Origin of the sequence: Aeromonas sp. 602200 (genome assembly GCF_049173895.1) — a bacterium.
Taxonomy (GTDB): domain Bacteria; phylum Pseudomonadota; class Gammaproteobacteria; order Enterobacterales; family Aeromonadaceae; genus Aeromonas; species Aeromonas veronii_A.
This window is the reverse complement of sequence record NZ_JAAKSL010000007.1, coordinates 83,184-97,623: the sequence shown is the minus strand read 5'-3', so window position 1 is coordinate 97,623 and position 14,440 is coordinate 83,184. Positions and strand designations below refer to the sequence as shown.

The window sequence follows — 14,440 nt, the reverse complement described above, 5'->3', positions numbered from 1 at the left end:
AAAAAGGGAGCCAAATTGGCTCCCTTTGCATTACAGCGTCTGATACAATTTCAAGGGCTTTCCTCAAACCAGCTTGTCCAGCATCTCTTTGGTCACCAGCACAATTCCCTGTTCGGAGCGGTAGAAGCGGCGGCTATCCTCATCGGCGTTTTCACCCACCACCAACCCATCTGGCAGCACACATCCCTTGTCCACCACCACCCGGCGCAGACGGCAACCGGCGCCGATCTCGACCCCGGGGAAGATGATGGCCTGATCCAGGGTACAGAAAGAGTGCACCCGCACATTGGTAAAGAGCACCGAGTTGAGCACGAACGACCCGCTGACAATGGTCCCGCCCGCAAACATGGAGTTGATGGTCATGCCGTGCTGGCCATTGCGGTCCTGCACAAACTTGGCCGGAGGCGTCAGGGTCTGGCTGGTCCAGATAGGCCAGTTCTGATCGTAGATATCGAGCTCGGGCAGCACGGAGGCGAGATCCATGTTCGCTTCCCAGAACGAGTCCAGCGTACCCACGTCACGCCAGTAGGGCTTTTGCCCCTCGCGCGCGCCGACACAGGACATGTTGAAGGGGTGAGCAAATGCCAGCCCCTCCTCCACGATGCGGGGAATCACATCCATCCCGAAGTCGTGTTTGGAGTCCTGATTGTGAATGTCCTCCTCCAGCAGTTGGTAGAGGTACTCCGCCTCGAAGATATAGATCCCCATGGAGGCCAGCGAGCGATCTTCGCAACCCGGCATGGCGGGCGGATTGGCCGGTTTTTCGACGAAGGCGCGGATCTTGCGCTGCTCGTCAATATCCATGATGCCGAAAGCAGAGGCCTCGGCCCGCGGCACTTCGATGCAGGCTACCGTCACCTTGGCGCCAAGGCGCACATGGTCGAGCAGCATGGCGGCATAATCCATCTTGTAGATGTGATCCCCTGCCAGCACCACCAGGTATTTGGGGCCATAGTCACGGATGATATCGACGTTCTGATAGATGGCATCGGCGGTACCGCGATACCAGTGCACCTCGTCCACCCGTTGCTGGGCAGGGAGCAGGTCGATGAATTCGTTCATCTGGTAACGCAGGAAGGACCAGCCCGATTGCAGGTGACGCAGCAGGCTGTGAGATTTGTATTGGGTGACTACACCAACCCGGCGGATCCCCGAGTTGATACAGTTGGAGAGCACAAAGTCGATGATCCGGAATTTGCCACCGAAATGGACGGCAGGCTTGGCTCGGTTGTCAGTCAACTGCTTTAGGCGACTGCCACGTCCACCTGCCAGCACCAGTGCCATACTCTGGTTCAACAATTGTCGTGCTTTGGCACTATTTTCTGGCTCTAACAACATGATTTACCTCTGCCTTGTTTGATCTGTTTTCAACTCATCTTCGCCTGTTTCGGTACCTGTGAAAGTGGTTTCACTCACATTTAACCGATTTCAATTGACCCTTTTCACCGAGTTGCGAGGAATAGCATGCTTTGCACCGCAAGCTTGGTTAAAATTCCCTCATAAAGCAGCCACTTCAAGGATAAAAAGATGGTTCACAAGCTTGGACGCCCCCTCTTCATGATCGCCACCATAGTGACCATACCCCTGCTGCTCCTGCAAGCAGTTTGGTTGGCCCTTCAGAGCACACCGCTCACTCTGACAGTTATTCTGGCCACCACACTGCTCGGCATGATCCTGTTGTTAATGCTGGCCATGCGCACCATGGACGGCATGGTCCAGCATCAGGAGCTCACCTGGGTCAAGGCCATCAGGAGCCGGGATCCCTCACTGCTTGATGAGCCCGCCTCCCGGGAAGTGCTGCAACAGCTGCTGGAGCAGTTCGAGAGTGCCGAACAGAGTGCCCATCGTCAGCTGACCGAACTGAGCAATCTGGCCACCACCGACGAGCTGACTCAACTACTCAACCGCCACGCCTTTCGCCGCGACATGACCGAGTTGCTGCAGCGGGATCAGGACACCCAGACCGCAAGTCTGGTGCTGATCCGCGCCACCGAGCTTGGCAAGATCAACGCCCAGCGCGGCTTCCAGTCTGGTGATGCCTACATCAAGGACATGGCGGCCCTTATCAAGCGGGTGGTGAGCCGCTTCCCGGGCAATCAGGTCTATCGCATTTCGGGGGCTGATTTCGCCGTGCTGGTGCAACCGGTGGCCAATATTCCCCCCCATCTGCTGGGACAGGATTTGAAAGTGGCTTTCGATCACTATCAGGCTCAACACGAGCTGGAGAGCACAGGTTACTCGGGGTTGACCAAGCTCAGCAGCGGCCAGAAAATCGAAGCCGTGCTGGCCAGGGCGGATTTGGCGCTGGCACGCGCCCAGACCGAAACCATCAATGGCTGGGCCATCCAGCAGGATGACAACGTCTCCGATCTGCAGGGACAGCATCACTGGCGCGAGGTGCTGACTGAAGTGCTGGCACAGGAGCGACTCAGCTTCACCTATCAGCCGATCCAGCCCCTGCACCGCAGCATGCTGGCCTACAACGAAATCTACACCCGTTTCAGCGGCAGCGATGGTACCGCCCTGCCCACCGACACCCTGTTTGCCATGGCCCAGCGGCTCGATATGGTGATGCGGCTGGAGCAACTGGTGATTGTTCATATAATGCGTCAATACCGGGCTTTTGGTGCCAATCAGAGTCGCTGGGGAGTCAATCTCTCCCCCAACCTGCTGCAAAACAGCGCCTTCCTGATCTGGCTTGACCGCCAGTTGCTCAAAGATCCCAATACCAGCGCCAATCTGGTGTTCGAGCTGGATGAAGAGCATCTGGAACGCAATCTGACCGGTGCCAAGCGGGTATTTGAACTGCTGCGCCGCAACGGCAGCCGCTCGGCGATCGCCAATTTCGGCAAGGGGATCGGCTCCTTTACCCTGTTTCGCGAGCTCAAGCCCGACTACATCAAGCTGGACCCTGCCCTTATTACCGGGCTGGAGCAGGATCAGACCAACCAGCAGTTTGTGCGGATGATCGTCGATGTATCACATCGGATGGGATGTCAGGTGATTGCTGAGGGGGTAGAACAGCTTGGCCAGAAACAGCTGCTGCAGGGGATGTACGTGGATGGCTTGCAGGGCTATCTGATCGCCCGGCCGCAACCGCTGCGACCGGATATCAGCCAGCTGGGGCTCTTTACTGAGGATGCTTCAGCTTCAACAGGGTCAGAATGATGTCATTGAGCTGGCGGTAACGCTCCAACTCCTTCTGATCGTAACGGGTCGCCAGTGTAGTAGGATTGTGGCGGTTTTTGAGGTAACGGTTGATCTGCAACCGGTTGAACCCCGCCACCTGATAGACCAGGCCAAGCAGGCTATTGAGCTCATCGTGCTCCAGACCGGCTCTGGCCAGATAGTCCCCATCGGCGGGACTCTCGGTCTGGTGGCTCCACTTGCCAATGCGACCACTCTCCTGCAGATAGCTGAGCCACTGCTCGATATAGAGCGGTTTGCACCCCGCCAACAGGTTGAAAAAGCCCACCGCATCGCAACGACAACCGCTCAGGAGCACGACCGCCAGCTGATCATCATCGCACTGGAAGGTCACTGGTCCGGCTTGCGCCCAATCCAGCGCCTGCACCCGAATGCTGGCCTTCTCACCCGCAGCTCCCGTTACGTCGAATACAAACATGGCGCTCCTCCCTTGGCAAAAGGTTGATGATGGACCATCCCCCTGACAGGTGCAAAGGCAAATCGGCTTTTAACTCATCAATCGGGCCATTCGACCATAAAAAAGACCGGCACCTTCGCGGATGCCGGTCTTTGTCCCGATGGCCTGTGCGTTCATGCCATCAATGGAGGCGCTTTCAGGCGTCCAGTTCAACCAGTGCCTTGGCCAGCTCGATGGGTTCGAGCTCCTGACCTTCCAGGTCGGCGTTCCAGTTCGGGCCAACCAGTACATCATCTTCATCCAGATCGTTGATCCAGATATCGAGAAACTCTTCCAGATCGATCACTTCCGGCTCGTAATCGGCCCACTCGTCAACACAGTGCAGACGAGCGTCCTCTTCGGCAGACCAGAGCGGCATCACGTCGGCATCTTCAAATTCGGCTGAGCGGCAGACAACCCAGTCTTCCCCATAGCGCAGTCCCCACACCTGACCCGACTCGCGGACTTGTTCGATAAACAGTTGGAAATTGGCGTCAAGATTGTCGTTAAGCATGCTCATGGGGTTCTCTCTTTCTTTCGGGTGCTGCGGCATTGTCGGGCGACAATACGATGGCCAAATGGTGTCGCAAAAGTGACATGGACTCAAGCATATTGGGGTTATTCCGGCAAAAAAGCCGGGATAACCCCCATTAGCCTGCAAAAACGCCTCCCGATGGAGGCGCCTTGCAGATTAGGAGATCAACGCTCCCAGTAAACCTCTTCCAGGCTGTCCTCTTTCTCCGGCAAACCGCGGGAGAGACGGGGACTGCTCTGGGCCAACACCTCGTAGCTGACGCGGTTGGCGTATTTGCACACCTGGGCCAGTGAGGAGTAAGTCAGGAACTCGGAGATGTGTTTGGCGGAGTTGGGCACATTCATCCGGTGATAGGAGTTGGCCACCATGTCGTGCAGCACGGCGGAAAGCGCGCCATCCCCTGCCCCGTTGGTGTTCTTGATCTTCTCCGGGCCACCCATGTACGGGGAGATGTGGGAGTAGATCCGGGTCGGTTTGCGGCACTTGGCGCGGGCCATCGGACGGCTGAACTCATACATGTTGAACTCGGGGATGACGCCCGGCAACAGGGTATGAGTGGTCTCGCGCTTGTAGTCCTCGTCGGTGTAGCTCGCCATGTAAAGACCGATGGGGCCTGCGGTACAGAGCACCATGTCGGCCCAATCGAGCGCCTTGTCGGCCGCACCCAGCGGATCTGCGATGCCGGTCAGGGCTTCACCTTCGTCTTCGTTCATCGCCAGCACAGTCACGTTCTCGGCAATGAAGTCGCGCCACCACTGGGGGTTTTCGTCGATGACGAAACGGGTGCCCAGGGTCAGCACCACGGGAATACCAGCCTCGCGGGCATAACGCACCGCGGTCATGGCCGCCTCTTTCATCGGATCACCATCGTCACCACGCACCAGATAGGCGGTGATCACCAGGGCAGATGCCCCTTTGATCACATCCTCCGGGATGTGCTGCACATCCAGCTGGTTCATCTTGCCGGCGTTGATGCCGAAGCTGCGCTCGCCGCACTCGGTGATGAAGGTGAAGCAACGACCGATGGGGCCATCCACCGGCTGCAGATAGTCCAGATTGACGCGGGAAGAGGTGTTGCACAGATAACGGTAGGCGTAGCAGCCGATGCGAATATCCTGACTCATCACACCCAGCAGGATGGAGTGGGAGTCGGCCAGTACCGAGTAGTTGTGTACCGTGTTGCCAATGGTGCCACCGGCAAACTCGCTCACTACCATGTTGTTGGCCTTGAGCTCGTCATAAATCCGTTCGGCTACATCGTCATTGATGACAACGGAGTGCCCCTTGCTCAGACCATAACGGGTCAGAAAGTCTTCATCCACATGGGCTTCAATATCAACCAGGGTCTGATCAATCCCGACCACGTAGGCTTTGCCCAGTTCGGTTAACAGGGGATTTTGCGGCACCAGGGGATCGCGTCTGTCGACAGGGAAGTAGTGTTTGGACTTGCGCTGACCGGGAAATTTCATGGCAATGTTCTGTGCTCTGGGGGAAAGAGGGGCGGGATTTTAACACAATCCGCCGCCCCGAAAAGTCGCCCTGTTTAAATAATGGAGTCAGTATAGACAAGGCCTGCAAGGAAAAACGTTTGCCTTTTCACCATAAAAAAACCACCCCGCCCGAGGTGGTTCAATAGCATACAAAGCGCCTGTTTTCAGGCAGCCGCCATGCCCTGAAACAGAGCCAGCACCGAGAAGAGGCCGAGGGCGAGCCAGAACAGCAAGGTGCCCAGAAAACGGGGCACATTGGGGGCTTTGGGGATCTGGATGCCGATGGCATGCAGGATGCGGCCGACCAACAGCATGGCGCCACCGGCATGCAGCCAGAGCGCACCGGCACCGGAGAGCTCGCACAGCGCCATCAGCAGCAGGGTCAGCGGCACATACTCGGCAAAATTACCGTGGGCCCGGATCGCCGCCAGCAGCTCGGGGGCCTCCCCCTGCCCTATCATCACCCCGGACTGGGCACGGCGTCTGACCACCCAGAAGGAGAGCCCCAGAAACAGCAGCCCCAGCAGGCCTGCGTATATCAGCGTGATATGTACCATGACTCGACTCCTTGTTTGACTGACTGCCGGTCACTCATGCCAATTCGCGGCAGATGAGCGAGACCATCATCCTGATGTGGGCCTGATCGCTGTTGAGGGCCGGAATATATTCAAACCGCTCGCCACCGGACTCCATGAAGATCTCCCGATTCTGTACCTGAATTTCCTCAAGGGTTTCGAGGCAGTCGGCCGCAAAGGCAGGGCAAATCACATCGAGCCGCTTGATGCCCGCTGCAGGCATACCGGCGATGGTCACGTCTGTGTAGGGCTTGAGCCACTCCTCCTTGCCAAAGCGAGACTGGAAACTGGCCGTCCACTGCCCGGCCTCCAGCCCGAGCGCCTCGGCCAGCAAGCTGGCGGTATGGCGACACTGGTGACCATAGGGATCCCCTTCGTTCTCGTAGCGCTCGGGAATGCCGTGGAACGACATCAGCAGGTGATCACCCTGACCGTGCTGCTCCCAGTGACGGCGTACGCTCATGGCCAGCGCCTGAATGTATTCGGGATGGGCGTGATAATCACGAATGAGCCGCACCACCGGCAGGTTACGTTCTCTCTTCATTGCCTTGCCCCAGGCATCGAAGACCGAGGCGGTGGTACTGACCGAATATTGCGGATAGAGCGGCAACAGGATCACCCGGTTGACCCCTTTGGCCTTGAGCGCCTGCCAGCCATCATTCACTGACGGGGAACCATAGGTCATCGCCAGCTCCACCGGCACCTCGACCCCCTCCCGCTTGAGCTCCTGCTCCAGCGCAGCACGCTGCTGCTTGCTTATCACCATCAGCGGCGAGCCCTGCTCGGTCCAGACCTGCTGATAGAGCTTGGCCACTTTGGGCGAGCGCGTCGGCAAGATGATGAAGTGGAGCAGCGGGCACCAGAGGTAGCGGGGCAGGTCAACCACACGGGGATCGTGCAGGAACTGGCTGAGGAACGCTTTGACGGCAGCGGTGGTCGGTGCGGCTGGGGTACCCAGATTGACCAGCAATATTCCGGTTTTCGTGGTCACGTTGGCTTCCTGTCTATCTGTAATTATGCAAAAAGGGCCCGACAGGGCCCTTCTCTTTATTTATCTGATGGCACGGGAAACAGTGCCGGCAGCAAAGATCAGCCCAGAATGGTGGCAAGCTGCTTGCTGACCAGATCAACCGGCTGGGTGCCGTCGATCTTGACGTAACGGGTGTGGCCCGCTTCCGCCTCTTTGCCGTAGAAACCGATCAGCGGCGCGGTCTGCTGATGATATACATCCAGACGCTTGCGTACTGTGGTCTCTTCGTCGTCGGCGCGGATCACCAGATCTTCACCGGTCACGTCATCCTTGCCTTCCACTTTCGGCGGGTTGAACACCACGTGGTAGGTACGGCCGGAGCCGGAGTGAACGCGACGGCCGCTCATGCGCTTGACGATCTCTTCGTCCGGCACATCGAACTCCAGTACGAAATCAACCACGACACCGGCGTCCTTCATGGCTTGCGCCTGGGGAATGGTGCGCGGGAAACCGTCCAACAGGAAGCCTTTGGCGCAGTCCGGCTGAGCGATGCGCTCTTTGACCAGACCGATGATGATGTCGTCAGAGACCAGCTGACCTGCGTCCATCACAGCTTTGGCTTTCAGACCGAGCTCGGTGCCCGCTTTGATCGCCGCACGCAGCATGTCGCCGGTGGAGATCTGGGGAATACCGTGTTTTTCCATGATGAACTGAGCCTGGGTACCTTTGCCGGCGCCCGGAGCCCCCAACAGAACAATGCGCATACACGCTCCTATTGATTGGTTATTCAAATCTTGCGAAGGCAAAAAAGTACACGGTTTCGCCCGTTTCTACAAGGGTGAGCCACTTGAATGAGCACTTTATCACCACAATAACCGGCTGATCGAACAGGATTTCATCGCAAGGGGAAGACGCAAAAATAGCCAGGGATTCAGCATAGAGCGCCAAAAGCAGGAAGGACGTACGACAGAAAAAAAGATCCCGGCTCAGGGCCGGGAATTGCGCTCAAAAGTAACTACTTGTCGCTCGTAGTAGGAACAGGGCAATAGTAGTTTGCCCCCTGTGCGTCAACAACTGTCAGATGTGACAGGCAGGCCGCTATGAAACCGGAACTGCGGATCCGGCGAGCAGATTAGCTCGGCTTCCAGCTTGCCAAAGAAGGCCACCCGCTCGCTGATATCCTCCCCTGCGTACTGTTCGGCCAGGCTCAGGTAATCCTGATAGTGACGCGCTTCGGAGCGCAGCAAAGAGACATAGAAGCGGCTCAGCTCTTCGTCCAGATGGGGCGCCAGCTTGGCAAACCGCTCGCAGGAGCGGGCCTCGATATAGGCGCCGATGATCATCTTGTCGACTATGGTGGCCGGCTCATGGGTGCGCACATGCTGCATCAATTGGCGGGCATAGCGGGAGGCCGTCACCGGCCCGTATTCGATGCCGCGGGCCTGCATGATCTCCAGCACCTGCTCGAAGTGATGCAGCTCCTCCTGAATGAGTCGTACCATGGGAAACAGCAGCGGATTGCGTTCCAGCTCGGCAAAGACGGTGCGATCAGACTCTCCCATGCTGCGTTTGCCCAGGATCTCGGCCTTCTCCGGGATGGCATCCAGCTCGCGATAAAACTCCAGCTTGGGCAGCAGATGGCGCTTGCCCTTGGGCAGGCAGTAGCGGCGCACCAGACTGTGGGCGGTGAGTGCGGCCTTGGTCTCGCAGTTGGCGTGATCGATAAGCAGGGTTGGCAAACGGGCAGGATCCCGCGCCATCTCCACCCACTCATCCGGGGTTTCGCACTGCAAAAACTGGCGCACTGGGGCTAGCAGATCATCCATCTGAACTCTCGTTTGTTAAACACGCCGGTTAAAAGCGTATCGGTCATATATGTTGCCGCCTATGCTAGCGGATCCCGCTGACCATGCCCATATCCGGCAAGATAAGCGGATGTTTTTCAAACAGATATCTCCTCCCCCTTCTGCCTGTGTGAGGCAAAAACGACAATGGGGGCAACAGGCCCCCATCTCGCTATCCCATCCGGCAAAACCGCAAACGTTTAACTACCTTCGTTAAAAATTTCCAGATTGCTGGTGCCTTCCTGCCATTCACGCACCGCTTTGGTGTCATCGTTGCGCAGGGCATTGAGGTGATCCAGATAGGACTGGTCCACGTCGGAGGTGACGTAGTGGCCATTGAACACCGAGGTCTCGAAGTGACGCAGATCCGGGTTGATCTCCCGCACGGCGGCTTCCAGATCTTCCAGATCCTGGAAAATCAGACCGTCAGCGCCAATCAGCTTGCACACCTCTTCTACTTCACGGCCGTGGGCGATCAGCTCGTTGGCGGTGGGCATATCGATGCCATAGACGTTGGGGAAGCGAATTTCCGGCGCCGCCGAGGCGAAGTAGACCTTGGCTGCCCCCGCTTCACGGGCCATCTGGATGATCTGCTCGGACGTGGTACCACGCACGATGGAATCGTCCACCAGCAACACCTTCTTGCCCTTGAATTCAGAGCTGATGGCGTTGAGTTTGCGGCGCACCGACTTCTTGCGCTGGGTCTGGCCCGGCATGATGAAGGTACGGCCGATGTAGCGGTTCTTCACGAAGCCCTGACGGTATGGCAGGTCGAGGGTATGAGCGATCTCCAGCGCCACGTCACAGGAGGTTTCGGGGATGGGGATAACCACATCGACATCGAGATCTTCCCACTCGCGGGCAATCTTCTGACCCAGCTTGCGACCCATGTTGAGGCGGGCGGCGTAGACCGAGACCTTGTCGATGCACGAATCGGGACGAGCGAAGTAGACGTATTCGAAGATGCAGGAGCTCATCTGCGGGTTCTCCGCACACTGCTCGGAGAAGAGCTGGCCCTGCTCGGTGATGTAGATGGCTTCACCCGGCGCAATATCCCGCACCGTCTCGAAACCGATGGCGTCGAGCGCCACGCTCTCGGAGGCGAGCATGTACTCCACCTGGCCCTGCTCGTCCTGACGACGACCGAGGATCAGTGGGCGAATGCCGTTGGGATCACGAAAACCGATGAGACCATGGCCAATCACCAGCGAGACCACCGCATATGCACCGCGGATCTGCTGATGGGTTCTGCGCACCGCGGCGAAGATATCTTCGGGGCGCAGGGCCATCTTGTCACAGCGATCCAGTTCGTGGGCCAGCACGTTCAGCAACACTTCCGAATCGGAGGTGGTGTTGATGTGACGACGGGCGACCTTGAACTGCTGCTCCTTGAGCTCCTTGGCATTGGTGAGGTTGCCGTTATGGGCCAGCACCATGCCGTAGGGAGAGTTCACATAAAAAGGTTGGGCTTCTGCGGCACTTGAGCTGCCTGCGGTGGGATATCTGACATGACCTATGCCGATGTTCCCTTGCAAACGCTGCATGTGGCGCACTTCAAACACGTCCTTCACCAGGCCATTGGCCTTGCGTTGCCGGAAGTTTCCACTATCAATGGTCACGATCCCGGCGGCATCCTGTCCCCTGTGCTGCAACACCGTCAAGGCGTCGTAGAGGGCCTGATTGACGGGGGTGGTGCCAACTATACCGACAATACCACACATGTCTTTGCTACCTCGAAGTCACTATACCTGTTTAAGAAAACTGGATGAGTTCAACATGAACCCGAAAAACCACTGGATCACCGGCTTGAACTCCGGCACCAGCTTGGACGCCACCCACCAGTCGCTCTGGGAGAGGCTGGTGAAGGTATCCATGAAAAAAAGCAGGGCACTGACGATCAGCACCCCGCGAATTGCACCGAAGCAGACACCCAGCACCCGATCGGTACCGGAGAGACCCGTCTTGTCCACCAACAGGCCCACCACATAGTTGACCACGCTGCCGAGGATCAGGGTCGCCACAAACAGCGCCGCGATGGCCAGACCGTTGCGAACCAGCGCGTCGGAGAAGGAGGTGAAATAGACGGCGAGATCGGGATAGAAATGGCTGGCAATAAAGAAGGCGACGAACCAGGTGACAAGAGACATAGCCTCCTTGACGAAGCCGCGCACCAGGCTGATGAGAGCAGAGAAACCGACGATGCCGATGATGGCGTAATCAATCCAGACCATAGAAAAAGATGTCCTGCGAAATTGCGGCGCAGTCTAACAAAAACGATTGCGCATTGCTTGATAAAAATGTGTTAACTGTTCAAAGCGACGCCGAAAAGCCGCATTTTTTCAGCACTAAAACGGTTGATCGGCGCCAGAATGCACAACGCCATGGCAATGCCATGGCGTTGTGGTCAGCGGCGTGAGCTTACCCGATGTGGGTCAGGCCACCCATGTAGGATTGCAGCGCAGCCGGGATGGCGATGCGCCCATCTTCCTGCTGGTAGTTCTCCATCACGGCAACCAGGGTACGCCCCACCGCCAGACCGGAGCCGTTCAGGGTGTGCAGCAGCTGCGGCTTGCCGTCGATACGCACGCGAGCCTGCATGCGGCGCGCCTGGAAGTCGGTGCAGTTGGAGACAGAGGAGATCTCGCGGTAAGTGTTCTGGGCCGGCAGCCACACTTCCAGATCGTAGGTCTTGGAAGCGCAGAAGCCCATGTCACCGGTAGAGAGCGCCATCACGCGATACGGCAGCTCCAGCAGTTGCAGCACCTTCTCGGCGTGACCCACCATCTCCTCCAGCGCATCCCAGGATTTCTCCGGGTGAACCAGCTGAACCATTTCGACTTTGTCGAACTGGTGCATACGGATGAGGCCACGGGTATCACGACCGTAGGAACCGGCTTCAGAGCGGAAGCAGGGGCTGTGAGCGGTCATCTTGATTGGCAGCTCTTGGGCGTCAAAGATCTCGTCACGGGCCATGTTGGTGAGCGGCACTTCGGAGGTCGGGATCAGGGAGAACTTGCGCAGCTTGCCCTCTTCTTCCCCTTCACCTTCGATACCGGTATTGAACAGGTCCTGGGCAAATTTCGGCAACTGGCCGGTGCCATAGAGGCTGTCCGGGTTCACCAGATAGGGCACATAGCACTCGGTGTAACCGTGCTGCTGGGTGTGCAAATCCAGCATGAACTGAGCCAGGGCACGGTGCAGACGGGCAATCTGACCCTTCATCACCACGAAACGGGTACCGGAGAGTTTGACGCCATTCTTGAAGTCAACGCCCTTGGCCGCTTCGCCCAGATCGATGTGATCGCGTACCGGGAAGCTGAACTCACGTGGGGTACCCCAGCGGCGCACTTCCACGTTGTCGTTCTCGTCACGGCCCACCGGAGTAGTCTCGCTCGGCAGGTTGGGGATGGCGTCGGCAATGGCTTTCAGCTGGGCCAGCAGGGCATCCAGCTCGACCTTGCTGGTCTCCAGCTCGTCGTTGATTTTGGTCACTTCGGCCTTGAGCGGGGCAACATCTTCACCACGACGGGCAGCTTCACCGATGGATTTGGAGCGGGCGTTGCGCTCGGCCTGCAGCTCCTGGGTACGGGACTGCAGATCCTTGCGTTTCTCTTCCAGAGCGTTGACAGCCGCTACGTCCAGAACGTAGCCACGTGTCGCCAGACGAGCGGCAGCCTCTTCGATATCGCTGCGCAGATATTTGGGATCCAGCATGGTTTACCTACTTTTTTAAAATGGGATCTGGGCCTGAGTCATCATGACGGGCTGGGAAACAGATCCGGAAGTTAACATCGGTTGGCGCACCCCAATCGTCTTCAGAATCGGGCCTTAACTATCACAGGCCTTCGAGATCAAGAAGATGGCGCAAGGCCAAGACAAGCGGGGTCAGACGGGCAGTGTAGCAGACCGCCCCCCCGCCCGAACAGGGACTATTTGTGTCGTTTTTACCGACTTTGGCACGCAAACCGTCCTGCATATTCAAACGCCTGACCAATTTTCAGCCACGCGGGGTAACAAAGGGGCTATTTGCCCCGTTGCTGCGGACTTTGCCTGTCCAGCTCATGGAGGTAATCAAGCTTCTGGCCAATCTGCTTTTCAAGGCCGCGATCGGTGGGCTGGTAGTACTGCTTGCCCGCCAGCTCGGGCGGGAAATACTGCTCGCCCGCGGCATAGGCGCCCGGCTCGTCATGGGCGTAGCGATACTCGGCGCCATAGCCCAGATCGCTCATCAGTTTGGTCGGCGCATTGCGCAGGTGTACCGGCACCTCGAAGTCAGGGAGGTTTTTGGCATCATGAAGCGCCGCCTTCCAGGCGGTATAGACCGCATTGCTTTTCGGGGCGCAGGCGAGATAGACGATCGCCTGGGCGATAGCCCGCTCCCCTTCCGCCGGCCCGATCCGATGGAAACAATCCCAGGCCGACAGGGCGACCTGCATGGCGCGCGGATCGGCATTACCCACATCTTCCGAGGCAATCGCCAGCAAGCGGCGGGCTATATAGAGGGGATCGCAACCGGCGCTCACCATGCGGGCATACCAGTAGAGCGCCGCATCCGGCGCCGAGCCGCGAATGGATTTGTGCACCGCCGAGATGAGGTCGTAGAAGTGATCGCCCCCCTTGTCGAAGCGGGCCACGTGCTCCCCCACCACGGCGGCGAGCAGGGCACTGTCGATCACCCGCCCCCCTGTGCTGTCGGTTTCGGCCATGTCGGCCAACAGCTCCAGATAGTTGAGGGACTTGCGGCCGTCCCCATCCACCGCCTTGGCCAGCGCTTCTTTGACGCCGGGGGCGAAGGTGAGTGCCGGATCATTGAGACCACGGGGATCGGTCATCGCCTGATCGAGCATGGCGAGAATATCGCTCTCCTCCAGTCGCTTGAGCAGATAGACCCGGGCTCGTGAGAGCAGTGCGTTGTTGAGTTCGAACGAGGGGTTTTCGGTGGATGCACCGATAAAGGTGATGGTGCCATCCTCGATGTGAGGCAGGAACACATCCTGCTGACTCTTGTTGAAGCGGTGCACCTCATCCACAAACAGGATGGTGCGCACTCCGCGCCAGCTGTTCTCCTTCGCCTTGTCGATGGCGGCGCGGATCTCCTTGATACCGGAGGTGACCGCAGAGAGTCGCTCCACTTCCGCCTGGCAGTAGTGAGCCATCAACTCCGCCAGCGTGGTCTTGCCGGTACCGGGCGGCCCCCACAGGATCATCGAGTGGCAGTGACCCGCCAGAATGGCTTTGCGCAGGGGCTTGTCAGCCCCCAGGATATGTTGCTGACCGATATACTGGTCGAGGTTTTGCGGCCGCATCCGGGCCGCCAGCGGACGAAAGTCCGATGAGAAATCCAGCGACAAGTTGCTCATCTGTATTGACCACCCAGCGTCAC

Annotated in this window: 14 protein-coding genes; 2 read left to right on the top strand and 12 right to left on the bottom strand. The window is 58.2% G+C overall.

Going from position 1 to position 14,440, the window contains the following annotated elements:
• Nucleotides 1–63 precede the first annotated feature (63 nt).
• On the bottom strand, nt 64–1,338 hold the full coding sequence (glgC, locus tag G5221_RS10690) for a glucose-1-phosphate adenylyltransferase (RefSeq protein WP_227342601.1): 1,275 nt from the start codon (nt 1,336–1,338) through the stop codon (nt 64–66).
• A gap of 189 nt (nt 1,339–1,527) precedes the next feature.
• Here glgC and G5221_RS10685 point away from each other — a divergent pair, with 189 nt between their 5' ends.
• Nucleotides 1,528–3,168: an EAL domain-containing protein gene (locus G5221_RS10685; RefSeq protein WP_421209174.1), complete on the top strand. Its 1,641-nt coding sequence runs from the start codon at nt 1,528–1,530 to the stop codon at nt 3,166–3,168.
• Here the strand turns inward: G5221_RS10685 and G5221_RS10680 are convergent.
• The 9 genes from G5221_RS10680 to G5221_RS10640 form a co-directional block, all read right to left on the bottom strand.
• A complete protein-coding gene (locus G5221_RS10680) occupies nt 3,131–3,625 on the bottom strand; it encodes a hypothetical protein (protein ID WP_265783649.1) in 495 nt (164 codons plus the stop codon). The two genes, G5221_RS10685 and G5221_RS10680, sit on opposite strands and share 38 nt — an antisense overlap.
• 175 nt (nt 3,626–3,800) lie before the next feature.
• A complete protein-coding gene (locus G5221_RS10675; protein ID WP_005337077.1) occupies nt 3,801–4,163 on the bottom strand; it encodes a DUF2750 domain-containing protein in 363 nt (120 codons plus the stop codon).
• 179 nt (nt 4,164–4,342) lie between these two features.
• Nucleotides 4,343–5,647, bottom strand: coding sequence for an inosine/guanosine kinase (locus G5221_RS10670; protein WP_216953402.1), 1,305 nt, complete (start codon nt 5,645–5,647; stop codon nt 4,343–4,345).
• A 185-nt stretch (nt 5,648–5,832) separates the two neighbouring features.
• The gene (locus G5221_RS10665) at nt 5,833–6,225 is read right to left on the bottom strand and encodes an MAPEG family protein (RefSeq protein WP_421263216.1); all 393 of its coding nucleotides are present in this window, start codon (nt 6,223–6,225) and stop codon (nt 5,833–5,835) included.
• A gap of 34 nt (nt 6,226–6,259) precedes the next feature.
• Entirely contained in the window at nt 6,260–7,234 is a 975-nt protein-coding gene (gene hemH / locus G5221_RS10660; RefSeq protein ID WP_421263215.1) for a ferrochelatase, read from the bottom strand.
• A 98-nt stretch (nt 7,235–7,332) separates the two neighbouring features.
• Nucleotides 7,333–7,977 (bottom strand): adenylate kinase, encoded by a 645-nt coding sequence (gene adk, locus G5221_RS10655; protein WP_005337083.1) that lies wholly within the window; start codon nt 7,975–7,977, stop codon nt 7,333–7,335.
• A 303-nt stretch (nt 7,978–8,280) separates the two neighbouring features.
• Nucleotides 8,281–9,039, bottom strand: coding sequence for a tRNA isopentenyl-2-thiomethyl-A-37 hydroxylase MiaE (miaE, locus tag G5221_RS10650; protein WP_005346385.1), 759 nt, complete (start codon nt 9,037–9,039; stop codon nt 8,281–8,283).
• Nucleotides 9,040–9,257: 218 nt separating this feature from the next.
• Entirely contained in the window at nt 9,258–10,778 is a 1,521-nt protein-coding gene (gene purF, locus G5221_RS10645) for an amidophosphoribosyltransferase (RefSeq protein ID WP_005351229.1), read from the bottom strand.
• Between the two features lie 21 nt (nt 10,779–10,799).
• Nucleotides 10,800–11,288 carry a CvpA family protein gene (locus tag G5221_RS10640; RefSeq protein WP_005337086.1) on the bottom strand — a complete coding sequence of 163 codons (489 nt, stop codon included), beginning with the start codon at nt 11,286–11,288 and terminating at the stop codon, nt 10,800–10,802.
• A gap of 8 nt (nt 11,289–11,296) precedes the next feature.
• Here G5221_RS10640 and G5221_RS10635 point away from each other — a divergent pair, with 8 nt between their 5' ends.
• Nucleotides 11,297–11,473: a hypothetical protein gene (locus G5221_RS10635; protein WP_155395816.1), complete on the top strand. Its 177-nt coding sequence runs from the start codon at nt 11,297–11,299 to the stop codon at nt 11,471–11,473.
• A 2-nt stretch (nt 11,474–11,475) separates the two neighbouring features.
• Here the strand turns inward: G5221_RS10635 and serS are convergent, their stop codons facing one another.
• Together serS and G5221_RS10625 are read right to left on the bottom strand one after the other, a co-directional pair.
• Nucleotides 11,476–12,771 (bottom strand): serine--tRNA ligase, encoded by a 1,296-nt coding sequence (gene serS / locus G5221_RS10630; RefSeq protein WP_005351225.1) that lies wholly within the window; start codon nt 12,769–12,771, stop codon nt 11,476–11,478.
• Between the two features lie 308 nt (nt 12,772–13,079).
• Nucleotides 13,080–14,417 (bottom strand): replication-associated recombination protein A, encoded by a 1,338-nt coding sequence (locus tag G5221_RS10625; RefSeq protein WP_421263214.1) that lies wholly within the window; start codon nt 14,415–14,417, stop codon nt 13,080–13,082.
• Nucleotides 14,418–14,440: the final 23 nt, after the last annotated feature.